Raw genomic sequence first — 21,857 nt, forward strand, 5'->3', positions numbered from 1 at the left:
TATGAGCACAGACAGCGACGACACGCCCGATACGGAGGTGGCTCGCGAGAAACTCATCGACCTCGCGGCGGAGTTCTACGACCAGTTCGCGGAGGGGGACGTCCCGACGATGACGATACCCACCCGGACCAAGTCCAACATCGAGTACGACGAGGACAAGGACGTCTGGGTGTACGGCGACCGCACGTCGACGCGGTCGGCAAAGACCGTCTCCGGGGCCGAGAAGCTCCTGAAGGCGACCTACACCATCGACTTCCTCGCTCAGCAACTGGAAGAGGACCGCTCGTCGACCCTGCGTGAACTGTACTACCTCTCGGAGTCCTGGGACGTAGAGGAGGCCCAGTTCAACAGCCAAGACGAGTCCAACGACCTCGTGGAGGACTTGGAAATCGTCTCCGAAGTCACCCGCGAGGACTTCCACATGCGTCCCGAGGAGTCCGGTGCGACCATCATGGGACCGCTGAAACTCCGCGAGCAGACCCGGCGGGGCGAGCGCGAGATTCACTGCCAGAAGGACGTCGGCGAAGGTGGGTACCAGATTCCGAACAACCCCGACACCATCGAGTTCCTGGACAACGACGCCGACTTCGTCCTCTGCGTGGAGACCGGTGGGATGCGGGACCGCCTCGTCGAGAACGGGTTCGACGAGGAGTACAACGTCATCGTCGTCCACCTCAAGGGCCAACCGGCACGGGCGACCCGACGCATCACCAAGCGACTCCACGACGAACTCGACCTGCCCGTCGTGGTGTTCACCGACGGTGACCCGTGGTCGTACCGCATCTACGGCTCCGTCGCCTACGGCTCTATCAAGTCCGCGCACCTCTCGGAGTATCTGGCGACGCCCGACGCGCAGTTCGTCGGCATCCGCCCGGCGGACATCGTGGAGTACGACCTGCCGACCGACCCCCTGAGCGACTCGGACGTCAACGCGCTGGAGTCGGAACTGGAGGACCCGCGCTTCCAGACGGAGTTCTGGAGAGAGCAGATAGAGCTCCAACTCGATATCGAGAAGAAGGCCGAACAGCAGGCGCTCGCCTCGCGAGGGCTGGACTTCGTGACGGACACGTACCTCCCCGAGCGCTTGACCGAGATGGGCATCCTCTGAGGACGCCGGCCGTCTTTCGACACCCCAAACGGCTATCTCTTGGGACGAGTACGCCGAAGCGATGAGTGACGACGATGCTGACTCTGGTCGGAACGTGGCGCTACTGCTTCTCGCCGTCGTCGTCGGCGGGTTCCTTCTGCTCGGCGTCGTGATTGTTCTCGCCGCCGTACTCGGGTCGTTCGTCCTCGGAGTGGGCGAGGGCGGCGAAACCGGCCCCGCCGCTCCGGACGTGTCGTTCTCCGTGACCGCGAGCGACGGCGGCGTGACCATCACGCACCGGAGCGGCGAGAGCCTCGACGCGTCGCGTCTCACCGTCGCCGTGAACGACCGGGTGCGCGGGTCGTGGGAGGACCTCTCCGCGGGCGGCGACGCCACGGTGACGGCGGGCGACCTGATACGTCTCACCGGCGTGTCGAGCGGAGACAGAGTCACCATCCGGTGGGCGGGCGAGACGGAGAGCGAGGTGCTGTTCGACAGGCAGGTCTGAGTCCCCGACGGGTTTCTGGACCGACGGGAGCGCGGGCCCGTTCTCGGCGAGAACCGACTTCGTCAGTCGCGGTCCAGCACGACCGGCACGCGTCGACTCGCCACGTCGGCGGCGAACGCCTCGTCGTCGGCCTCCAGCGCCTCGAACGTGTTGTAGTGAATCGGCAGGACGAGGTCCGGGTCCATCGCCTCGGCTAACTCGGCCGCACTGTGGCGGTCCATCGTGAAGCTCTGCGAGATGGAGGGACAGAACAGGGAGACGTCCAGTTCCGCGTGACCCGGCAAGACGTCGGAGTCGCCCGGCCAGAACACCCGCGTCTCGTCGACCGCGAGGAGGTACCCACAGCCGATGCCCTTGGGGTGGAACGGGTCGCCGTCGGGACCGACGTTCGGGCCGTCCTCGCGGTTGTACGCCGGGACCGTCCAGATGGGGACGCCGTCGACGAGGAGTTCGTCCTCCATGCCCACCTTGCGGACCTCGTAGTCGAGGTCGGCGAGGCGGTCGAGGTCTCGGTCGCTCGCGTGGACGTTGATGCCCTCGAACGCGACGACGGTGGCGTCGTCTGCCGCGACCCGACGGATGCCGTCCGGGTCGTAGTGGTGGACGTGCGTGACACAGACCACGTCTCCGTCCTTGGGCGCGTAGTCCCGCGTCTCCGGGTGGCCGACGCCGGGCGTGTCCGGTTCCCACTCGCCGGTCAGTACGCCGTAGCGGCCGGGGTCGAGGTAGACCACGGTGTCCTCGCCTTCGAGTCGGAGGGTGGCGTACCCGCGCCACTCGGCCGTGATGCCGTCGTGTCTGATAGTCATGTGCTCCGGTAACGCCACCGCCCGCTTACGAGTGTCGGTCCCCGACAGGTCCGGGTGTGGACCGGGTCACGCCCCGTCGGCGAGACGGTCGACACGCGAGAGCGAGTCGGCGTCGTCGGGAGCCTTGTCCTCTCGAACCGCCAGAAACCGGGGAAATCGAAGCGCGTACCCCGAGTCGTACGTGGTCGACGTCTGAATCTCCTCGTAGCCCACCTCGAAGACGACGCTGGGCGAAATCGTCACGGCACGACCGTCAGACTCGGTGACGTGCGGTTCGAGACGCTCGGTCAGGTCGTCCAGTTCGGCGTCCGTGACGCCGGTGGCGACGTTGCCGACCTGCACGTACCCGTCGTCGGTCCGGACCGACAGTTCGAACGTCCCGAGGACGTTCGCCCGGCGGCCCTCGCCCCACTCCGCACCCGTGACCACGCAGTCGAGCGTCTCCACGTCGGGTTTCCGCTTGCGCCAGTTCTTCCCCCGCTTGCCGGGCGTGTAGGCCGCGTCGGGGTCTTTCAGCATGATGCCCTCGTGGCCCGCGTCGAGGGCGTCGGCCTCCAGTCGGCCGATTTCGTCGCCGTCGTCGGTCAGCCACAGGTCCGACACCACGCCGTCGCCGAACAGGTCGTCGAGGCGGTCGTGTCGGACCCGAAGCGGGGCGTCTAGCAGGTCTTCGCCGTCGGCGTGCAGGCAGTCGAACAGGTGGAGGCGGACCGTGACGTCCTCGCGGGTCGCCGCCACGTCGTGCTTCCGGCGGAACCGCCGGAGCACCTCTTGGAACGGGAGGGGGGCGCCCACGTCGTCGACGGCGACCACCTCGCCGTCGAGGATGGCGGGGGCGTCGAGTGCGTCCTCGACGGTGGCGACGATTTCGGGAAGCGGGTCCGTCACCTCTTCCATGTTCCGTGAGAACAGGCGTGCGGACTCGCCGTCGAAGTGGACCTGTACGCGAGCGCCGTCGTACTTCCACTCGACGGCCACCTCGTCCCAATCGTCCAGCGCGCCCGAGACGGTGCCGGCCTGCGCGAGCATCGCCTGCACCGGCCGTCCGACTTCGAGGTCGATGGCGTCGAGTCCCGGTTCCCCCTCCTCTCGGGCGACTTCCGCGACGTAGCCGTAGTCGTTCGACACCTGCAACGCGCGTTCGACGGCGTCGACGGGCACGTCGAACGCCGCCGCGACGGCGTCCCGGACGGTCCCGTCGCCCACGCCGATGCGCATCTCCGAGAGGACGAGGCGGGCCAGATAGCGCGCTTCGTCGGGGTCACAGCGATTGAACAGGCCGAAGAGGACGTCAACCTTCGTCTCCTGACTGCCGTCGTCGGTGACGGCGGCGAGGTCGGTGAGTTCGCGGTCCACCTCGGCGACGGTGAGCGAGTCGGCCCCGCCCGCACCGAAGGCCGCGAGACCCTGCTGGCCGCCGAAGTCGTAACTCGCCGCCACCTCGCCGATTTCGCCTCGCTCGGCGAGTCGTGTCTCCACGTCGTCGGCGCTCACGTTCCGGCCCGCCGCGCGGGCGATGGCCTCGTAGCAGAGGCGGGGGCCGACGTCGAGGGTCGTCGACTCGTGGGCGGGGAACACCCGACCCTGCACGAACCGGGCGAGGGTCTCGAGGTGGTCTCCGGCGTCGGCGAACAGGTCGGTGACGGACTCGGTGATGGCGGTGTCGGCACTCTCGGCTTCGATAGTGGCGGCGCGGTCGGCGAAGGCGGCGAACTCCATCACCCGCCTCTAACCGACAGGTGACCGTAAAGCCAGTCACTCCAGTTCGACGCTGACGGCGACCACGTCACGCTGGCCGGAGGCGGAGTACGGCCGGTCCCGCTGACCCGGTGCGTCGAAGTCGTAGTCCAGTCGCCCGTTCTCGTTCGTGTCGCGGTGGACGACGAGGACGATGGACTCCCCCCGGGAGGGTGGGTCCTCCAACTGGATGGTCACGTCCCTGTGAGTGCCCGGGTCGAGGTGTTCGGAGACGCCGACGACGTCGCCGTCGGTGTCGTACGTGTGGACCACGATGAACCCGCCGGAGGAGAGCGACGCCGAGTCGACGGTCAGTTCCCCGTCCTGCACCGTCGGTTGGGTGACCGTCAGCGAGGCCACCGGGGAGGTGAGCAGGACGAACGCGAGATAGGCGATACCCAGCAGCACCGCGGCGTGTTTCGCCCCGTCTTTCAGCGTTCCCTCGCCCAACTGCCCCCCGATGAACCCGGTGAGGACGGCCTGTATCAGCGCCGTGTGGAAGAACACCAGCGTGTAGGCGGCCTTGTCCACCTGTCCGAGTCGGGCGAACTGCTCGACGCCGACGCCCAGTCGGTTCGAGGACGACGGCGTCGGCACCGACGAGGGGAGCGCCGGGACCAACACCTCCTGGACGGCGACGATGATGACGAGGAAGACGAAAAAGGAGACGTAGATGACGACCAGATAGGTGAGCATCTGCTGGCGACGGCGGTTCCGGAGTCTGCGGTCGGACCGCGACTGGGTCGCGGCGATGCGCAGGACCGGGCCGAGTTGGCCGGAGGCCCGCATAGCGTTCGTCAGGAGCGTCACGACGCGCGTGACCGACACCGTCCGGATGCGCCGGCCGAACCGGACGAGTGCGTCGTCGACGTTCGCGCCCATCTGCACGTCCGCCCAGATGCGCTCGACTTCCGGCGAGAGGACGCCGACGTCGCTCCCGCGCACTCGACGGAGGCTCTCGACGAACGTCATCCCGGCCTCGTTGAGGCTGGCGAGGCGTTCCAGCAGTTCCGGCGTCGCGTCCTCTATCTGGCGGATGCGGCGGGCGTAGAGCGTCCGCACGACGGCGAACGACCCGAGGACGACCAGCGTCGACTGGACCACGAGGTCGTCGAGCAACCGCACGTTCACCACGTCCGTCTGGAACGCCACCGGCGCGCGGACGGCGAACAGGACCAGCGCGACGGGGACGGCCACGTACAGCACCTGCGTCGGGTTCCACAGGAGCGTTCGCGCGGGCGACCGGAGCGCCTGCCGAACCGTCCCCAACCGCTCGTGGAACCGGAGTCGGGCCCAGTTCTCGCGCTCGCCGGGCACGACGCCGCCGTCGGTCAGTCCGGTCCGGCCGTCGGTCGCGGCCGGACGGCCGAGCGTCGCCGTCTCCTCGCGTTCCAGTACGTCCGTCGTCCCGTCGTCGCCGATACCGAGTGCTTCGAGCGTCTGGTTCAGGTACACCATGAACCCGAGGTTCGCCAGCGGGATGGCGAGGTAGGCGAGCATCTGGAGGAACGCGAGCGTGTCCGTGGTCGTCAGGCCGAATACGAGGAGAATCGTGATGAGGAACAGCACCCCGGCGACGAAGATGGTGACGTACGCCTCCGCGATGGTCGCCAGCGACTCCAGCAGGTCGGCCTGCCGCTCTGCGGCCTCCTCGTGGTGGCGCTCGTACTGGTCGTGGAGGAACGAGGAGAGCGACTGGCCGCTCTGGAGGACGCTGGAGAGGTTCTCCGCGAACGTCTCGAAGCGCTCGCTGGGCGTCCGGTCGGACATCCGCTCGATGGCAGAAATCATGTCCCGGCCGAACAGGTTCATCTCCCGGACGGCGACGCCCATCTCGCGGGCCGTCTCGTCGTATATCTCGTCGTTCCGGGCCAGCAACTGCATCACGTCGGGAAACGAGACGCCACCCCGGGAGAGCGCGTACATGAACGCGATGGTGCGGGTCATCCCCTCGTCGATGTTCCGCCGGCGGACCGCCGCGGTGTTCTTCGGCAGTTCCCACCGCAGCGTGTAGGTCAGCGCCGCCGAGAGGAGGCCGCCGGCGACGCCGCTGGCGACGAGGACGGACAGCGTCTGCGTCTCGGTGAGGACGAGTTCGAACCCGCGAATCCCCAGCGCGGCCACCATCGTCGGCGGCAGTCCCATCAGCAGGTCCACGATGGCGGGGACGGCGAGGAGGAACCCGCCGACGACGTACGCGCCGCCGACGGCCCCGCCGAGGGCCGCGAGGCCGGTGAAGAGGAACGTCCGGGCGGCGTACCCGCGGTACGTCTGGCCGATGTACGCGGCCTCTAGCTGGCGTTCGCGCTGTGGCGAGGGGGTCACGTAGCGGCCGAACAGTCGCCGGGAGAGTCGCGTCAGGCGTCGGTCGAACCCCTCGTAGACGGCGGCGAGGCCGACGACGGCGAGGACGGCGACGACGACGGCGAGGGGTGCCAGCCCTAGCGGGTTCAGCGCCATGTTAGACCGTCACGTCGGTCCCGATGCGGGCCATGACCTCGTCCTTGTCGGCGTAGTACTTGTTGACCATCGCAGTGAAGCGGCGGTAGTCGCCGACGCCCTCCCGCTGGAGGTAGCGGAGGAACCGCTTGCGGTCGTTCATCTCTCTGAGGAGCCGTGACTGATTCCACCCTCGCTCCTGTCGAATCTCGTCCAGCAGTTCGCTGTTGCGCTCTGCGAACCGGTCCTCGGTGGCCTCCCACGAGTAACTGGTCGAGTAGTCCAGTTCGCCGGTCCGTTGGTCGATGCCCTCGATTTCGGCGAGCGTCTTCGCTCGCCGGACCCGTTCGTCGCCCGACCGGGTCAGCACCTGCACGCAGAGCACGTCGAGGCTCTGGACCATCGGCCGCGGGACGTTGATAGGTTCGTTCTCCAGCCTGTTGATGACTGTCTGCACCGAGTCGGCGTGCATCGTCGAGAACGTCGTGTGCCCGGTGTTCATCGCCTGAAAGAGCGTTATCGCCTCCTCGCCGCGCACCTCGCCGACGATGATGTACTCCGGGCGGTGACGCAGGGCCGAGCGCAGGAGGTCGTACATCGTGATGTCCGACTCGTCGAGGCGCTCCCGAGTCACCGAGGAGAGCCAGTTGTCGTGGTAGAGCGACAGTTCGCGGGTGTCCTCGATGGTCAGCACCTTCGAGCGAGGCGGGATGAACATCGCCAGCGCGTTCATCGAGGTGGTCTTTCCGGCCGCTGTCCCCCCGGCGAAGATGAGCGACTTGTTGGACTCGATGGCCAACCAGAGGTACGCCAGCATCTCCAAGGAGAAGGTGCCGTACTCCAGTAGGTCGATTGGCGTGAACGGTTCGTCGGCGTACTTCCGGATGGTGAACGCCGACCCCCGGGGCGTGACCTCCTGTCCCAGTGCGAGTTCGATGCGGGACCCGTCTGGGAGCGTCGTCGAGACGACGGGGTCGGAGACGGAGACGTGCTGACCCGACCGCTGTGCCAACTGGATGACGAAGTCGTCCAGTTCCCCCTCGTCGTAGACGACGTTCGTCTCGACGTCGGTGTAGCCGTCGTGGTAGACGAAGATTGGGAGGTTCGGCCCGTCACAGGAGATGTCCTCGATGTTGGGGTCGTGCATCAGCGGGTCGATGTGGCCGTACCCCTGAAAGGAGCGATAGAGGTAGTAGAACAGGCGGTAGAACGTCTCTGCCTCGACGACGACCCCGTACTCCTCCAGTCTGTCGCGCAACTCCTCGCGCAGCGCTCGCTCCGGGTCGGCGTCCACGTCGGTCCGGTAGATGAGCGGCCCCCTGATGTCCTCGAACAGGCGGTCGAGCAGTTCGCGTTCGATGTCCGAGAGCGACGGTTCCACGACGTGGTAGCGGTGTTCGTCGCTGTCCGGGTCCCTGTTGATGGAGACGAACGCGAACGGGACGTTGAGCCAGTAGCGTTCCACCTCCTCGAACCCGTCCAACCCGTCGAAACTCACCAGCGCCCCGTGCCGTCCCGGGTCGTAGTTCGACTCGGGGACGGCGGACCCCGAGAGAATCGTCGCGGTCCGCGAGAGCCACGACTGGATGTGGCCCAGTGGGTCACGAACGACGTCGCCGGGGTCGGGAGTCTCGGGGTTAGACATCAGTACTGAGAGGGCGTGCGGAACTGCAAGTTAACGTGCCATTATGTGGCCACCTACTTAAATTCGCTCGCCACCTCGCCAGTCGTTACGTCCGGTCCACGGTGAGCAACAAGTACGCGAGGACGGCGGCGACGAGGCCCCCGACGGGGACGGTCAGGCCCGGGAAGTACCGCAGGAACAGCGCCGTCGCCGCGAGGGTGAGGAGGGCGACGAGGCCGAGCAACCCGCCGAACGCGCGGACCGGGTCGACCGGGAGCGCCGCCGCGAGGCGGTCCTCCTCGAAGTAGTAGAAGATGCTCAGCGCGAACGGCACGGCGAACAGGGCGAAGGCGGCGAACCCGAGGTAGCCGGCGAGCGTCAGTGGGCCGGACTGCTGGAATCCCGCCACCTCCCACGCCCAGAGGAACGGCCGTTCGTTCTGGAGCGTCGCTCCGAAGATGAACTGGAACCGGAAGGGGAGAAAGCGGAGCGCAACCACCGTCAGCCCGGACACTTCGAACACGGATGCGGACCACGGCGCGAGCGCCACCAGCCACGTCGAGAGCACCGCGAGTTCGCCAGCGTACTCAGATTTGACCCACGCCATCCTGTCTCGACGGCCTGTTGGCAGGGGGTAAAAGCTACCGAAAGCACCCGACAAGACACTTGTGGTGATGGCACCGCCGTTACGTTCATTGCGACCGACCACCAACCTTCGACCACCCGAATGAGGCGCGACAACTTCACCGTCGACATCGACAGCGAACCCGACGACGGCACCCCCACCATCAGTATCGACTACGACGGCCCTGCGGGGACATTGCGAGAGCGCCTCACGACGACCACAGACGGGACACTCGACGCCGACGAGATAGACGTCGCGTTCCGACGACGGGCGGACGAGGACGGCGGCGTCCTCTCGCTGACGAACCGCCTGACGGGTGAGTTCGTCCTCGAAGTGGCCGCCGACCCCGACGAGATGCAGGCGCTGGTCTCCGCGGCCGAGCGCCACGACGGCGACGGCGAGTACGAGGTCAGACTGACCGACAGCGAGGGGAAGTCCCTCGTCTACGAGAAGCGGACGCTCCTCGTCTACGACCACGACGGGAGCCTCCTGCGTCAGCGGAGTCTCATCCCCGGCGGCGTCGAACTCTAGAGTCGGTCGGCGACGGCCGGCAACACCTCGGTCACGTCGGCCCGAACCACGCGGTCTGCTTCTGCGTCTCGCGGCGTCTCCTCGAAGTTCACTACGACCAGCGTGGCGTCCGACTCGGCCGCAATCTGTGGCAGGAGCGACGCCGGCCTGACCGAGAGGGACGACCCGACGGCGAGGAAGGCGTCGCTCTCCCGGGCTATCCGCTGGGCCTCGTCCATCGCCGCGTCAGGCAACGCCTCGCCGAACAGGACCACGTCGGGCCGATAGACGCCGCCACAGGCACAGCGGGGCGGCACGTCGCCGTCGGCCGCCCGGTCGAACGCCGCGTCGGCGGGCAGTCGGTCGCCGCAGGCGTCACAGCGGACGCGTCGGTTGCTCCCGTGGAGTTCGACGACGGACTCGGACCCGGCGTCCCCGTGCAGGCCGTCGACGTTCTGGGTGACGACTGCATCAAGGTGTCCCGCCGACTCCATCGCGGCGAGCGCCTCGTGTGCGGCGTTGGGGTCCGGGTCGAGGTCGCCGTACAGGGCCTCGCGCAGGTCGAGTCGGTCCCGCCAGAACCCCGCCGGGTCGGCGTCGAGGCGTCTGCGGTGGAACGACGTCGGGTCCCAGCGGTCCCAGACGCCGTCTTCGCCGCGGAACGACGGGATGCCGGAGGCCGTCGAGACGCCGGCCCCGGTCAGCGCCACGGTGGTGTCGGCCTCGCGCACGGCGGCCGCAACGGCGTCGACAGCGTCGCGTTCCTCGGTCACGGCCGCGGATAGCGGACCGTCCGCCCTGTCTCTGTCGGTCTCTCACTCGCCGGCGGACCGGGTCTCGCGGACCCGTCGCCGGTAGCGGTTCGACTTCGACGCACGCCGGACGAGGTACCAGAACGCCGCCCCCTGAACCACCGCCGAGAGGAGGTAGAGCCACCACGCGTCGCCGACGGTCCACTCGCGCGAGCGCCGCCACGCGGCGTCCTTGTAGACGCATCCGGCGAAGAACGGCCCGAACGGGACCCAGAGCAACAGGCCGAGTATCTGGATGCCCAGCTCCGAGAGGGACGGTATGGCCACGGCCAGAAGCATCACCACGAGGAAGTACACGCCGAAGACGTATCCGGCCCGCCGGAACCACGGAGACCCCTCGACGTCGGTGTCGTCGGTGTGTTCGTCCGCCTCCGGAACCCGATACGACACCGTCGCGTCGACGGACTGGAAGGCCGCCCGCCGTTTGTAGAGGTAGGCGGCGCCCGCGAGGACGTTGACGAACGGGAGCGCCGCCCCGATGCTGTACCCTCGCGAGTTCGGGTTCCAGTCGGTGTACCCGCGGACGCGGACGGCGTCGAGCAGTACCCCGACGGGGAGCGCAACCCACGTGAGGAGGACGAAGACGGCCATCGCGTCGTAGAGCGGCTCAGGTATCGTCCCCTGCGGGAGACCGTAGTCGAGTACGAAGGCCACGACCCAGAATCCCACCGACGCCGCCACCACCGTCTCCCAGTGTCGGGACGGGGCCGTCCGACTCGCCGTGACGTACCGACGCAGACAGTAGGCCGTCCCCACGACGACGTTGACGAACCACACGAGCGACCCGAGGACCCACAGCGAGGTGGCGGGGTCCCACGCGAACTCGGCGGCGGGACCGCGCTGGTCGAGCGCGATAGACACCGGCATCGCCAGCCACGCGACGACCATCGCGACGACGACGGGGCCCACGACTCGTCGTTCGAGCGGCGATGACTCGGGCACGGCGCCGAGCGTGAAACAGCCGACCACCCAGACGGCCGTCGAGAGGGCGACGCCGTACCACCACGGAACGCGCATGGCCTACGATTCGTGAGCGCCTCCGTATAATTTACCCTCGAAGCGGCCGATATTTCCAGACCCACGATTTAACCCACCCGAGTCCTCAGTGCGCTCCATGTGTTACGACCGACTCGTGAACGACGACGTCGCGGAGACGAGCGCCGCCGACCTCCTCCGGTCGGAACTGTACTGCGCGCTCCGCAACGGCGCGGTGGCCGGCGCTATCGTCCTCGCGGTGTCGCTGTTCGAAGGCGCGCCGGCGTGGGTGGTCCTCGTGAGCGTGGTCGGCGCTGTAGCTCTCGGCACCGCCCTCCACCAGACGCTCCTGCTGGCCGGTGCCGGCCTGCTCCGCGTTCGACAACGCTTGCGCGGTCACAGTGGGGATGGGCCACCCCATTCCGTGTGAAACTTGCGGCGGACTGGAAGTTCGTCTGCGACTGCGAGATATTTCCGGACGTTCGCGTAGTTCTGTTTGCGTTGAGTCCCGGCCACCCCAACCGAGAAAGACGGATTTAAAACGCCACCGCGCCCCATTCCGTATGACATGCGATTGCACGAATACCAGGCGAAGCAAGTCTTCGCCGACGCGGGCGTTCCAACACCCGCCTCGCAGTTGGCCGAGACAGTTGACGAGGCCGTCGACGCGGCCGAGGACATCGGCTATCCCGTCGCCATCAAGGCGCAGGTCCACGTCGGCGGACGCGGGAAGGCCGGGGGCATCAAACTCGTCGAGAGCAAGGACGAGGCCCGCGAGGCCGCCGACGCCATCCTCGGGATGGACCTCAAGGGCTACCACGTCTCGAAGGTGCTCGTCGAGGAGGCCGTCGACTTCGTCAACGAACTGTACGTCGGCGTGACCATGGACCGCGGCGAGGGCAAGCCCGTCGCCATGGTCTCGACGAAGGGCGGCGTCGACATCGAGGCCGTGGCAGAAGAGGACCCCGACGCCATCGCGCGCGAGCACGTCGACCCCGCGTTCGGGATGCACCCGTATCAGGCCCGGAAGGTCATCTACGAGGCCGGCGTCGACCGCGACGTGGCCAACGACGTGGCGTCGGTGCTGACGACGCTGTATCAGCTCTGGGACGACCGCGACGGCAGCGACGTCGAGGTAAACCCGCTGATGATTACGAGCGACGACGAGGTCGTCGCCGCCGACGCCGTCATGAACATCGACGACGACGCCCTGTTCCGCCAGCCGGAACTCGCCGAGATGGGCGAGGAGGCCGCGGAGGGCGACGAACTCGAACAGAAGGCCGACGAGTACGGCTTCGACTACGTTCGTCTCTCGGGTAACGTCGGCATCATCGGCAACGGCGCGGGCCTCGTGATGACCACGCTGGACCTCGTGGACTACTACGGCGGCGAACCCGCCAACTTCCTCGACGTGGGCGGCGGCGCGAAGGCCGACCGCATCGCGAACGCGCTGGACATGGTGTTCTCCGACGACAACGTCGACTCGGTCGTCTTCAACATCTTCGGCGGCATCACGCGCGGCGACGAGGTGGCACGGGGCATCAACCAGGCCCTCGAACAGTTCGACGAGATTCCGAAACCCGTCACCGTCCGTCTGGCCGGCACGAACGCCGAGGAGGGGATGGAGATTCTGAACGAGGACCTCGTCACGGTCGAGTACACGCTGGAGGACGCCGTCCAGCGTGCGGTCGAGTACGCGAAGGAGGTGGAAGCATGAGTGTTCTAGTCGACGAAGACACGCGCGTGGTAGTGCAGGGTATCACCGGCGGTGAGGGCAAGTTCCACACCGAACAGATGCTGGAGTACGGGACCAACGTGGTCGCCGGCGCCGTCCCCGGACGTGGTGGCCAAGAGGTCGCCGGCGTTCCGGTCTACGACACGGTCCAGCAGGCCGCCCGCGAGGAGGACGCCAACGCCTCCGTCGTGTTCGTCCCGCCCGCGTTCGCCGCGGACGCCTGCTTCGAGGCCATCGACGCGAAGGGCGTCGACCTCGTCGTCGCCATCACCGAGGGCGTCCCGACGCAGGACATGGCCCGCGTCTACCGCAAACTGCAGGAGACCGACACGCACCTCGTCGGGCCGAACTGCCCCGGCGTCATCACCCCCGGCGTCGCCAAACTCGGCATCCTGCCGGGCAACATCTTCTCGTCGGGCAACGTCGGCCTCGTCTCCCGGTCCGGCACCCTCACCTATCAGGTCGTCGACAACCTGACCGAGCGCGGTCTGGGTCAGTCCACCGCCGTCGGCATCGGCGGCGACCCCATCATCGGGACGGACTTCATCGACGCGCTGGAACTGTTCGAGAACGACCCCGACACCCACGCCGTCGCCATGTGTGGCGAAATCGGCGGCGAGGACGAGGAAGAGGCCGCCCGCTACATCGGCGAGCACATGGACACGCCCGTCGCCGGGTTCATCGCCGGCCGCACGGCCCCGCCGGGCAAGCGCATGGGCCACGCCGGCGCCATCGTCTCCGGTAGCGGTACGGGCACTGCAGAGTCGAAGATTTCGGCGCTTGAGGACAACGGTGTCCCGGTGGGCGACACGCCGGAGGAAGTCGCCGACCACATCGAAGACCTGCTGTAACCCGCCCTTTCTTATCCTCGCTTTTCTTACGTTCGGTGAATGAGTGAGTGGGGACAATCGAGACGCGTCGCGGTGACGAGTGCGGCGGCAGCGGACTTCGACGCCGTCGCCGCCGCTCTCGCCGATGCCGACGGGTTCGACGTCGCGCGCGTCGACCGGACCGACCTGCTGGACAGACTCGACACCGAGACGTTCGACGCCGTCGTCGTGGGGGACCGGCCCCCCGAACAGGACGCACTGGCGGTGCTGAAGCGCGTTCGGGACGCCGACTACGGCCTGCCGGTCGTCGCCGTCGGTGCCGACACGGACGGCGACCGAATCGAGACGGCGCTGGTGGCGGGCGCGAGCGACTACGTCCGCTGGCGCGGAGGCGACGGCGCGGAACTGACCGGCCGTCTCGGGGCGCTCCTCCGCCGGCCGTGGCGCGACGGCGCCGCACAGGCGGTCCGGTGGGACGACGTACTCGGGTCGCTCGCCCACGACGCGAAGAACCCGCTCAACGTCGTGACCGGGCGACTCGAACTCCTCGATGTCGAACCGACCCACGAGGAGGCGATGACCCGCTCCATCGGTCGGGTGGAGGCGATGCTCGACGAGACGGCGGTCGTCGGGGACGTCGTCGGCCCCGTGACCGAGACAGAGACGCTCGAACTCGACGACGTGGCCCGGGCGGTGTGGGGGCGGCTGAACGCCCCCGAGGCGACGCTCGCCGTCGAGACGGAGCAGACGCTCACCGCCGACCGGGACCGCCTCGAAGCGGTCCTCGAACGCCTCTTCGAGAACGCCGTCCACCACGCCGGGCCGGACGTGGTCGTCACACTCGGCGCCACGGAAGGGGGCTTCTACGTGGCCGACGACGGCCCCGGCGTCCCCTCGGAGGACCGCGAGCGGGTGTTCGAACAGGGGTACGGGACCGACCGGGCGGGCGAGGGATACGGACTGTGGGTCGTCGCGGAGGCCGCGGCCGCCCACGAGTGGGACGTCACCGTCGGCGAGAGCGACCGAGGTGGCGCGCGGTTCGACGTCCGCACTCGCTGAGGGGTGCCGAAGTAGGGTCGCCGAACCGTGTGCCCGAACGTCCACCCACGCGCCAGATTTCGGGCCACAACTGGACAGACGACCACCGTGTGGTAGGTTGTCACGGTATTCGTCACGAGGAATCGAGCGACGTGAACGTTCCGGTGTAGCTATAAGGCGCGAATGTCAACATTCGGGTATGCCCCATACCTGCCGGAACTGCAAGCGGACCTTCGGGACAGAGCTCGAGCTCGAACTCCATCTCGACACCTGTTCGGCCGGCCAGTTGTACTGCGACGAGTGTGGCGACCGGTTCACCGAGCGAGCGGCCACGGAGGACGGGTGGCACTATCGCTGTCCGAACGAGGACTGCGACGGGAGCGGCATCGACGACGACATCCACCGCGTATCGGACGCCCGGGTCACCAAACAGTAACGTCCGCACCGACTCTCTTTCACGCGTCGTCCGCAGTCGCCAGCGCACCGATTCGAGCGCAGGCTCTTGCACACACCGGCGCGTAGGCGGCGGCGAGCACCGGAATCTCGAACCCGACGACGGCACCGGCGGGGTGTGACTCGACGAAGTGGCCGGTCGCCGGTACGCCGGCGACGGACCACGTCCAGCGGTCGTTCTCACAGGTCGTCACTCTGAACCGGACCCACAGTCCGCCGACCGTCCGAACGCGACCGGTGGTCCCGGCCTCGACGTAGCGGACGGGACAGTCGACGGCCGTTATCGACGGTCCCCACTCGGGCCAGCGTTCGGTGTCGGTCAGCACGCGCCAGACCGACTCCGGAGTCGCCTCGACGACCCGCCGGACGACGACCCGCCGACCGTCAGGCGTCTGCTCCATCGACACGTCGGAGTCGCCGAGCGAGAGCGCCATTATCAGCAACAATAGAGCGGAGCCAAGGTATAGGTTGGTCTGGTCACAAGCGACCGCCAGATGATTGACGCCCGCGACCTGCGCAAAGAGTACGGCGATTTCGTCGCCGTGGAGGGGAGCACGTTCTCGGTCGACCGGGGGGAGGTGTTCGGCATCATCGGTCCGAACGGGGCCGGCAAGACGACGACGCTGAAGATGCTCGCCGGCCTGCTGGAACCGACCGCCGGCGAGGCAGAAATCGCGGGGCTGGACACCCAGACCACCGAGATGCGCCAGCAACTGGGCTTCCTCCCGGAGGAGTCGCCGCTGTACGAGGAGATGACGCCAGTCTCGTATCTGGAGTTCTTCGCCGACCTCTACGACGTACCCGGCGGCGTCGCCGAAGAGCGGATGCACGACACCCTCGACGAACTCGAACTGGAACACCGCGACCGGAAACTCGGCGACATGTCCAAGGGGATGAAACGGAAGGTGGCGATAGCCCGGTCGCTCATCAACGACCCCGACGTGCTCGTCTACGACGAACCCGCCTCCGGTCTGGACCCGCTGACGACGAACTACGTCATCGAGTTCACCGAGCAACTCGCCGAACAGGGCAAGACCATCGTCTTCTCGGCGCACAACCTCTTTCACGTCGAGTCCATCTGCGACCGGGTCGCCATCATGAACGAGGGCCAGATAGTCGCCCGCGGTGACCTCGAACAGTTGCAAGACGAGTACGGCGAGACTCGCTATCACGTCTACACGACCGTCGACGTGCCCGAGGCCGCGAGAGAGAACGGCCACTTCAAGCGGGTGGTCGGGAGCATGGACGCCGTCGAGGAGACGCGGGCGGCCGCAGAGTCTGCCGGTGGGACCGTCGTGGACATCCGGACCGAGGAGTCCAGTCTCGAAGAGGTGTTCCTCAACGTCGCGGAGGCGGGGACCCGCGGCACCCGCTACGTCGGGGAGGACGCGGAGTAGATGCGACCGGACAAACTCCTCCGAGTCGCGAAGTGGGAGGTGACGAAGAACGCGGGCGGCGTCGACAGGCGGACCCTCGCCATCATGGCCGTCGCCGTCGTGGCCATGGGCGGCGTCGCCGCCGTCGCCGTCGCGGGCGCGAGTCCGGGCCTGAACGCGGACATCTACCGGGTCGGCGTCGAGGAGTCGAGCCCCTATCACCCGGTCGTCGAAGACGACGGGAGCTTCCGGATACAGGACCCGAACCCGAAGGCCGTCCGTCGCGGTGAACAGGAACTGGCCTTCGACGGGGCCGAACTGCAGACCCGCCCGCGGACGCCCAAACAGGCCGCCGCCCTCTCGGCGCTCAGGGACAGCACGGAGTCCTACAACGACCGGACGCTGGCCCGCGACGACAACCGGACCGCGGCGTTCCCGGTGTCCGTCACCGTCGTCTATCAGGAGCAGGGCGGCCCGAGTCCGCTGGACACGCGAGACGACCCGTCGAGCGGGGACGGTGACACCAGCGACGGCGACGGTGGCGCGACGGGAGGCGGTGACGGGTCGGCGGACGGCGGTGACGGGACGACTAGCGGAGGTAGTGGGGACGATGCGGCAGGAGGCGGCGGTGCGAGCCTCGGCACCATCGGGGCGCGTCTGGCCGGCGACGTACAGAGCGGGACGCCCTCCGACATCGCGCCGCCGTTCCCGTTCGAGTCGCTCGTCCTCGCGTTCCTCTACGTCGTCCCGATGAACTTCGTCATCCAGGCCTACGGCTCCTCGATGCTCTCGGAGCGGCTGAACCGCCGCGGGGAACTGTTGCTCGTGACGCCCGCCTCGCGTGTCGACATCGTCGCGGGGAAGACGCTCCCGTACTTCCTCGGGGCTGTCGGCGTGGCGACGGCCATCACCGCGACGCTCCGTTTCACCGGCGTCGCCCCGTCGGGGAGTCCAATCGCGGTGCTGGCGGTGTTGCCCATCGCCCTGCTCTTTCTCGCGGCGACGTTCTGCGGCGCGATGTTCGCCCGGTCGTTCAAGGAACTCACCTTCGTCACCGTCACCATCACCGTCTCGCTGACCTCCTACGCGTTCGTGCCGGCCATCTTCACCGACGTGACGCCCATCGCGCTCATCTCGCCGCTGACGCTCGTGGTGATGGACCTCACTGGCCAGTCCGTGGGCCTCGCCGAGTTCGCCTTCTCGACGCTCCCGCCGCTCGTGACGGCGCTGGTCCTCTTTGGCCTCGGTGCGGGCCTCTACCGCGAAGAGGACATGTTCACCCAGCGGTCCATCCCGCTGAAGGTGCTCGACGCCCTCGCGGGCCGCATCAAGTCCCGCAAGAGCGCCCTGAAGATGAGCGCCGTCCTCCTGCCGTTCGTCGTCGTCGCCGAACTGGTCGCCATCGCGTTCCTGTTCGTCCTCGACTCAGTGTCGCTGAACGTCTTCGGGACGAACCAGTCGCTGGGCATCGTGCTCGTCCTCGTCGTCGTCGCCGTCGTGGAGGAACTGGCGAAGAGCCTCCACGTCTACGCCGGGTACGCCCACGCCCGGTACGAGCGGTCGGTCCGGTCCGCCGTCGGTCTGGGCGCGCTCTCCGGACTGGGCTTCTTCCTCGCGGAGAAGGGCCTGCTCATCGCTCGGCTCTCGGATTTGGAGAGCCTCCCTATCGGCGACGCGGCGTTGCAGGGCGCGACGCCGCCGTCCGGCGTGCCTCTCTGGGTCGTCGCCCTCCTGTTCCTGTTCGCACCGCTGGCCCTGCACGCGGTGACGGCGGCCATCTCTTCGGTCGGCGCACAGCGGAGTCGCGGGGCGTACGCCGCCGCCGTCGGCGTGGCCGTCCTCGTTCACTTCGCCTACAACCTCACGGTGGTGAGTAGCCTTGCCTGAGGACCGCGCGTGGTACCGCGACCCGCGACTAGTCGTCGCTCGGCGGGACGTGGCGTCCCTCTCTCGGGAGAAGACCATCGTCCTCGCGCTGCTCATCCAGTTGTTCGTCGCGGGGTTCTCGTCGTTCCTCGTCGTCGGCCTCACCTCGCTGTACGACCCGGGGTCCGTCTCGACGGGTGAGGTGGAAGTCGCGGTCACCGGCGACGCTCGGGACGCCCTGCTCGAAGCGGCGAACGAACACGACGGCGCGAGCGCGATGGCGTTCGAGAACTCCGAGGCCGCGATTCTGGCGTTTCAAGACCGCCGCGTGGACGCGGTGTTGAACGCCCGTTACGTCGAGTCACCGTCGGACGGGGGACGGCAGATAGCCGTCACCGCCCGCATCCCCGAGGGGAGCATCCGCTCGACGCTCATCGTCGTCGAGGTGCGCCGAGTGCTGAACACGCTGGAGCGACAGGAACGCATCGAGCGGGCCACCTCGCTGGATAGCGACCCCGTCCCGCTTCCCCCGAGAGTCGGCGCGAGTCCGTACTTCGGGTTCACCTACACCGTCCTCGTTCCCCTCCTGCTGTTCCTCCCCGCGTTCATCAGCGGGTCGGTGGTCGTCGACACCATCACCGAGGAGATAGAGCGGGGGACGCTGGAACTCCTGCGCGTCGCGCCGGTGTCCCTGCTGGACGTCGTCGACGGCAAGGCGCTGGGGATGGTGCTACTCGCCCCGGCACAGGCCCTGTTGTGGGTGCTGTTGCTCTCGGTCAACGGCATCGCCGTCGCGAACGTCCCGGCCATCCTCGTCTTCGTCACCGCCGTCACCGGTCTCGTCGTCACCATCGGCGTCGTCCTCGGCGTGTCGATGCGGCGGCGGCGGCCCGCGCAGTTGCTGTACTCCGTCCTGACGCTCGTCGTCTTCGGCGCGGCGGTGTTGCTCCCCGAACACCCCGCGACGACGGTGGCGAAACTCGCCGTCGATAGCCCGACGCTCCTGACCTACGGCCACGTCGTCGGGAGCGTCGCCCTCGCGGTGGCGGCCTACGTCGCGGCGCGGCGATACGTCGCGGGCGTGAACGCCGACGCGCTCTGACCGACGCCCAACTTTTTGTCCGCGGCGCTCGGCGCTCGGGTATGGAGTACACGACACTCGGCTCCACCGGCATGGAGGTCAGCCGTCTCTGTCTCGGTTGTATGAGCTTCGGTTCGTCCGACTGGCGCGACTGGGTGCTGGACGAACAGGAGGGCGCGGAGATAATCGAGCGAGCCATCGACCTCGGTATCAACTTCTTCGACACCGCGAACATGTACTCGATGGGCGAGTCCGAGCGCGTCCTCGGGAACGTCCTCGCAGACTACGAGCGCGACGGTCAGGTCGTCGCCACCAAGGGGTACTTCCAGATGGACGAGCGGAACCCCAACTCCGGCGGCCTCTCGCGGAAGGCCCTGGAACAGGAACTATCGAACTCGCTGGACCGGTTACAGATGGACACGGTCGACCTCTACCAGATTCACCGCTGGGACTACGACACGCCCATCGAGGAGACGCTCCGGACCCTCGACGACGCTGTGCGGCGCGGCCAGATTCGGTACGCCGGCGCGTCCTCTATGTGGGCCTATCAGTTCGCGGATTCGCTCCGAGTGAGCGAACGGGAGGACCTCGAGCGGTTCGAGACGATGCAGAACCACTACAACCTCCTCTACCGGGAGGAGGAACGCGAGATGCTCCCGCTGTGTGAGAAGGAGGACGTCGGCGTGATGCCGTGGAGTCCGCTCGCGCGGGGCTACCTCACCCGCCCGCACGAGGAGTTCGAGGCGACGACGCGGGGCCAGAGCGACGAGTACGCCCGCGAACACCCGTACTTCGAGGGCGGCGGCCGCGAAGTGAACGCACGGGTGCAGGAACTGGCCGAGGAGTACGACGCGACGATGGCTCAAATCGGATTGGCGTGGCTGTTGGACAAGGAGTGGGTCGACGCCCCCATCGTCGGGACGACGAGCGTCGAACACCTCGAACAGGCCGTCGAAGCGCTGGACATCGACATCTCGGACAGCGACGTCGAGTACCTCGAAGCGCCCTACGAACCGGTTCGCGTCGCCGGGCACGAGTAGCGAGGGGCAGACCGCAGGGAGGGCCCTCGCCGCGGAGTGGCAAGTAGTGCGGGCCGATGACGTCCACAGCGTCGCTCTAATTTAATATCTCGGAGGGCCTCTCTCTGTCATGTACGACGTCTCATTCCAGAGTGACATCGAAACGCCGTTCGCCGACAGCGTCGTGAGCGCCGCCCGCACGAGCCTCGGCGACGCGCTTCGGAGCGTCATCTACTTCACGCCCTCGGCGATGGACCTCCTCTACGTCCGGTCGGACCTCTACGAGTCCCGTGAGACCGCTCTCGAAGCGAAGTCCCGTCTGGTGGAGTTCGAGCGAGTGGGGTTCGCAGAGGCACCCGTCCGGACGGCGCTCGCCGTCCCTTCGGAGGAGGAGAGCATCGGGCCGTACGAGTTCACCGTCAGGTTCCACGACGACGGGTTCGTGGTGCGGGTTCTCGGCGACGACGCTGGCGTCATACTGACGACGGACGACATGGACGCCGACGCCTTCGGAGACGCCGCGGCCGCTATCACGTCGTTGCTGTCGGAGTGAGTCAGGGCACGCGACCGCCCGCGGTTCCGGGCTGGTCGGTCCCCGACTGCTCGTGAGTGTGGTGGAAGAACCGGATGAGCGGCGTCCCCTCGTCGTCGCTGACCGGTTGAAAGCAGACCCGTCGGAACCGGTCGTTGTCGAGGAGGTTCACCATCAACCCCTCGTCGTGGAGCGACACCGACTCGAAGTCCGCGCCGCAGACCGGACAGACGACGGGACCGTCGTCGGCGCTGTCGGCCTCGTCGGTCACGCCTGTACCTCGGCGGCGATTCGTCGCATGGTCTCGAACTCGGCGTCGTCGTAGGCGATGAGGGACACGTCGGTCAGGGACTCCGGTTCGAACGCCGCAATCTCCTCACAGATGACGCGGACGCCGTCCTCGAAGTCGTACCCCGCGATGCCGCACCCGATAGCGGGCAGGACGACCGACTCGCAGTTCAACGCGTCCGCCTCCGCGAGCGCGTTCCGCGTGGCGTCGCGGATGCTCTCGCCCGTGGACTCCCCGCCGGGATGCATCGCCGCGGCGTGGACGACGTACTCGGCGTCCAAGTCGTAGGCGTCCGTCGTGGCGACCCCGCCGAGTTCGACGGGGCCTTTCGCGACTGCCTCGTCGTCGATGCCTGACCCGGCGGCCCGCTTGAGCGCCCCGGCGACGCCCGACCCCATCCGGAGACTCGTGTTCGCGGCGTTGACCAGTGCGTCCGCGGATTGGGCGGCGATGTCGCCGTGGATGACGTCAAACTCCATGCGAGAGGGTGGGTTCCTCACCCTCAAAGAACT

At 67.7% G+C, this 21,857-nt stretch carries 23 protein-coding genes; 13 read left to right on the forward strand and 10 right to left on the reverse strand.

The features are described 5' to 3' along the window. Position 1 precedes the first annotated feature (1 nt). Positions 2-1,108 carry a DNA topoisomerase IV subunit A gene (locus Hhyl6_RS01170; protein WP_483737388.1) on the forward strand — a complete coding sequence of 369 codons (1,107 nt, stop codon included), beginning with the start codon at positions 2-4 and terminating at the stop codon, positions 1,106-1,108. A 61-nt stretch (positions 1,109-1,169) separates the two neighbouring features. Next, a complete protein-coding gene (locus tag Hhyl6_RS01175; RefSeq protein WP_483737389.1) occupies positions 1,170-1,595 on the forward strand; it encodes a type IV pilin domain-containing protein in 426 nt (141 codons plus the stop codon). A gap of 62 nt (positions 1,596-1,657) precedes the next feature. Here the strand turns inward: Hhyl6_RS01175 and Hhyl6_RS01180 are convergent, their stop codons facing one another. The 5 genes from Hhyl6_RS01180 to Hhyl6_RS01200 form a co-directional block, all read right to left on the reverse strand. Beyond that, complete coding sequence (locus Hhyl6_RS01180) at positions 1,658-2,404, reverse strand: MBL fold metallo-hydrolase (protein ID WP_483737390.1); 747 nt, start codon at positions 2,402-2,404, stop codon at positions 1,658-1,660. Positions 2,405-2,470: 66 nt separating this feature from the next. Continuing rightward, positions 2,471-4,123 carry an ATP-dependent DNA ligase LigA gene (ligA, locus tag Hhyl6_RS01185; RefSeq protein ID WP_483737391.1) on the reverse strand — a complete coding sequence of 551 codons (1,653 nt, stop codon included), beginning with the start codon at positions 4,121-4,123 and terminating at the stop codon, positions 2,471-2,473. 36 nt (positions 4,124-4,159) lie between these two features. Then, complete coding sequence (locus Hhyl6_RS01190) at positions 4,160-6,601, reverse strand: type II secretion system F family protein (protein ID WP_483737392.1); 2,442 nt, start codon at positions 6,599-6,601, stop codon at positions 4,160-4,162. Between the two features lies 1 nt (position 6,602). After that, complete coding sequence (locus tag Hhyl6_RS01195) at positions 6,603-8,225, reverse strand: type II/IV secretion system ATPase subunit (RefSeq protein ID WP_483737393.1); 1,623 nt, start codon at positions 8,223-8,225, stop codon at positions 6,603-6,605. Positions 8,226-8,310: 85 nt separating this feature from the next. Next, entirely contained in the window at positions 8,311-8,811 is a 501-nt protein-coding gene (locus tag Hhyl6_RS01200) for a TIGR04206 family protein (protein ID WP_483737394.1), read from the reverse strand. Between the two features lie 120 nt (positions 8,812-8,931). Between Hhyl6_RS01200 and Hhyl6_RS01205 the strand changes: the two genes are divergently transcribed. After that, the gene (locus Hhyl6_RS01205) at positions 8,932-9,360 is read left to right on the forward strand and encodes a DUF5793 family protein (RefSeq protein WP_483737395.1); all 429 of its coding nucleotides are present in this window, start codon (positions 8,932-8,934) and stop codon (positions 9,358-9,360) included. Here the strand turns inward: Hhyl6_RS01205 and Hhyl6_RS01210 are convergent. Together Hhyl6_RS01210 and Hhyl6_RS01215 are read right to left on the reverse strand one after the other, a co-directional pair. Next, complete coding sequence (locus tag Hhyl6_RS01210) at positions 9,357-10,112, reverse strand: NAD-dependent protein deacylase (protein ID WP_483737396.1); 756 nt, start codon at positions 10,110-10,112, stop codon at positions 9,357-9,359. The two genes, Hhyl6_RS01205 and Hhyl6_RS01210, sit on opposite strands and share 4 nt — an antisense overlap. 42 nt (positions 10,113-10,154) lie before the next feature. Beyond that, the gene (locus tag Hhyl6_RS01215; RefSeq protein ID WP_483737397.1) at positions 10,155-11,168 is read right to left on the reverse strand and encodes a hypothetical protein; all 1,014 of its coding nucleotides are present in this window, start codon (positions 11,166-11,168) and stop codon (positions 10,155-10,157) included. A 97-nt stretch (positions 11,169-11,265) separates the two neighbouring features. Here Hhyl6_RS01215 and Hhyl6_RS01220 point away from each other — a divergent pair, with 97 nt between their 5' ends. The 5 genes from Hhyl6_RS01220 (at position 11,266) to Hhyl6_RS01240 (ending at position 15,165) form a co-directional block, all read left to right on the forward strand. Beyond that, positions 11,266-11,556 (forward strand): hypothetical protein, encoded by a 291-nt coding sequence (locus Hhyl6_RS01220; RefSeq protein ID WP_483737398.1) that lies wholly within the window; start codon positions 11,266-11,268, stop codon positions 11,554-11,556. A 138-nt stretch (positions 11,557-11,694) separates the two neighbouring features. Further along, a complete protein-coding gene (gene sucC / locus Hhyl6_RS01225) occupies positions 11,695-12,843 on the forward strand; it encodes an ADP-forming succinate--CoA ligase subunit beta (RefSeq protein WP_483737399.1) in 1,149 nt (382 codons plus the stop codon). Further along, positions 12,840-13,712 carry a succinate--CoA ligase subunit alpha gene (gene sucD, locus Hhyl6_RS01230; protein WP_483737400.1) on the forward strand — a complete coding sequence of 291 codons (873 nt, stop codon included), beginning with the start codon at positions 12,840-12,842 and terminating at the stop codon, positions 13,710-13,712. Before sucC ends, sucD begins: the two co-directional genes overlap by 4 nt. 39 nt (positions 13,713-13,751) lie before the next feature. Next, positions 13,752-14,750 carry a sensor histidine kinase gene (locus Hhyl6_RS01235; RefSeq protein ID WP_483737401.1) on the forward strand — a complete coding sequence of 333 codons (999 nt, stop codon included), beginning with the start codon at positions 13,752-13,754 and terminating at the stop codon, positions 14,748-14,750. A gap of 178 nt (positions 14,751-14,928) precedes the next feature. After that, positions 14,929-15,165, forward strand: coding sequence for an HVO_2901 family zinc finger protein (locus Hhyl6_RS01240; RefSeq protein WP_483737402.1), 237 nt, complete (start codon positions 14,929-14,931; stop codon positions 15,163-15,165). Positions 15,166-15,184: 19 nt separating this feature from the next. Here Hhyl6_RS01240 and Hhyl6_RS01245 read toward each other — a convergent pair whose 3' ends face one another. Continuing rightward, complete coding sequence (locus Hhyl6_RS01245) at positions 15,185-15,616, reverse strand: SRPBCC family protein (RefSeq protein ID WP_483737403.1); 432 nt, start codon at positions 15,614-15,616, stop codon at positions 15,185-15,187. Positions 15,617-15,676: 60 nt separating this feature from the next. On the opposite strand from Hhyl6_RS01245, the gene Hhyl6_RS01250 reads away from it, so the two are divergent. The 5 genes from Hhyl6_RS01250 to Hhyl6_RS01270 all read left to right on the forward strand — a co-directional run bounded on the left by Hhyl6_RS01250 (position 15,677) and on the right by Hhyl6_RS01270 (position 21,077). Beyond that, a complete protein-coding gene (locus Hhyl6_RS01250) occupies positions 15,677-16,579 on the forward strand; it encodes an ABC transporter ATP-binding protein (protein WP_483737404.1) in 903 nt (300 codons plus the stop codon). After that, positions 16,580-18,445 carry an ABC transporter permease gene (locus tag Hhyl6_RS01255; protein ID WP_483737405.1) on the forward strand — a complete coding sequence of 622 codons (1,866 nt, stop codon included), beginning with the start codon at positions 16,580-16,582 and terminating at the stop codon, positions 18,443-18,445. After that, positions 18,438-19,526 (forward strand): ABC transporter permease, encoded by a 1,089-nt coding sequence (locus Hhyl6_RS01260; protein WP_483737406.1) that lies wholly within the window; start codon positions 18,438-18,440, stop codon positions 19,524-19,526. The genes Hhyl6_RS01255 and Hhyl6_RS01260 overlap by 8 nt, the downstream gene beginning before the upstream one ends. Before the next feature lie 41 nt (positions 19,527-19,567). Continuing rightward, the gene (locus Hhyl6_RS01265) at positions 19,568-20,545 is read left to right on the forward strand and encodes an aldo/keto reductase (protein ID WP_483737407.1); all 978 of its coding nucleotides are present in this window, start codon (positions 19,568-19,570) and stop codon (positions 20,543-20,545) included. A gap of 109 nt (positions 20,546-20,654) precedes the next feature. Next, the gene (locus tag Hhyl6_RS01270) at positions 20,655-21,077 is read left to right on the forward strand and encodes a DUF7522 family protein (RefSeq protein ID WP_483737408.1); all 423 of its coding nucleotides are present in this window, start codon (positions 20,655-20,657) and stop codon (positions 21,075-21,077) included. 1 nt (position 21,078) lies between these two features. Here Hhyl6_RS01270 and Hhyl6_RS01275 read toward each other — a convergent pair whose 3' ends face one another. Beyond that, positions 21,079-21,327, reverse strand: a complete 249-nt coding sequence (locus Hhyl6_RS01275; protein ID WP_483737409.1) for a DUF8145 family protein — start codon at positions 21,325-21,327, stop codon at positions 21,079-21,081. Next, the gene (locus Hhyl6_RS01280; RefSeq protein WP_483737410.1) at positions 21,324-21,824 is read right to left on the reverse strand and encodes a macro domain-containing protein; all 501 of its coding nucleotides are present in this window, start codon (positions 21,822-21,824) and stop codon (positions 21,324-21,326) included. Before Hhyl6_RS01280 ends, Hhyl6_RS01275 begins: the two co-directional genes overlap by 4 nt. Positions 21,825-21,857: the final 33 nt, after the last annotated feature.

The organism is Haloarcula sp. H-hyl6 (genome assembly GCF_056934455.1).

Coding starts and splice junctions, on each gene's coding strand:
- Hhyl6_RS01170 (WP_483737388.1), top strand. CDS start 2: ATGAGCACAGACAGCGACGACACGCCCGATACGGAGGTGGCTCGCGAG.
- Hhyl6_RS01175 (WP_483737389.1), top strand. CDS start 1,170: ATGAGTGACGACGATGCTGACTCTGGTCGGAACGTGGCGCTACTGCTT.
- Hhyl6_RS01180 (WP_483737390.1), bottom strand. CDS start 2,404: ATGACTATCAGACACGACGGCATCACGGCCGAGTGGCGCGGGTACGCC.
- ligA (WP_483737391.1), bottom strand. CDS start 4,123: ATGGAGTTCGCCGCCTTCGCCGACCGCGCCGCCACTATCGAAGCCGAG.
- Hhyl6_RS01190 (WP_483737392.1), bottom strand. CDS start 6,601: ATGGCGCTGAACCCGCTAGGGCTGGCACCCCTCGCCGTCGTCGTCGCC.
- Hhyl6_RS01195 (WP_483737393.1), bottom strand. CDS start 8,225: ATGTCTAACCCCGAGACTCCCGACCCCGGCGACGTCGTTCGTGACCCA.
- Hhyl6_RS01200 (WP_483737394.1), bottom strand. CDS start 8,811: ATGGCGTGGGTCAAATCTGAGTACGCTGGCGAACTCGCGGTGCTCTCG.
- Hhyl6_RS01205 (WP_483737395.1), top strand. CDS start 8,932: ATGAGGCGCGACAACTTCACCGTCGACATCGACAGCGAACCCGACGAC.
- Hhyl6_RS01215 (WP_483737397.1), bottom strand. CDS start 11,168: ATGCGCGTTCCGTGGTGGTACGGCGTCGCCCTCTCGACGGCCGTCTGG.
- Hhyl6_RS01220 (WP_483737398.1), top strand. CDS start 11,266: ATGTGTTACGACCGACTCGTGAACGACGACGTCGCGGAGACGAGCGCC.
- sucC (WP_483737399.1), top strand. CDS start 11,695: ATGCGATTGCACGAATACCAGGCGAAGCAAGTCTTCGCCGACGCGGGC.
- sucD (WP_483737400.1), top strand. CDS start 12,840: ATGAGTGTTCTAGTCGACGAAGACACGCGCGTGGTAGTGCAGGGTATC.
- Hhyl6_RS01235 (WP_483737401.1), top strand. CDS start 13,752: ATGAGTGAGTGGGGACAATCGAGACGCGTCGCGGTGACGAGTGCGGCG.
- Hhyl6_RS01240 (WP_483737402.1), top strand. CDS start 14,929: ATGCCCCATACCTGCCGGAACTGCAAGCGGACCTTCGGGACAGAGCTC.
- Hhyl6_RS01245 (WP_483737403.1), bottom strand. CDS start 15,616: ATGGCGCTCTCGCTCGGCGACTCCGACGTGTCGATGGAGCAGACGCCT.
- Hhyl6_RS01250 (WP_483737404.1), top strand. CDS start 15,677: ATGATTGACGCCCGCGACCTGCGCAAAGAGTACGGCGATTTCGTCGCC.
- Hhyl6_RS01255 (WP_483737405.1), top strand. CDS start 16,580: ATGCGACCGGACAAACTCCTCCGAGTCGCGAAGTGGGAGGTGACGAAG.
- Hhyl6_RS01265 (WP_483737407.1), top strand. CDS start 19,568: ATGGAGTACACGACACTCGGCTCCACCGGCATGGAGGTCAGCCGTCTC.
- Hhyl6_RS01270 (WP_483737408.1), top strand. CDS start 20,655: ATGTACGACGTCTCATTCCAGAGTGACATCGAAACGCCGTTCGCCGAC.
- Hhyl6_RS01280 (WP_483737410.1), bottom strand. CDS start 21,824: ATGGAGTTTGACGTCATCCACGGCGACATCGCCGCCCAATCCGCGGAC.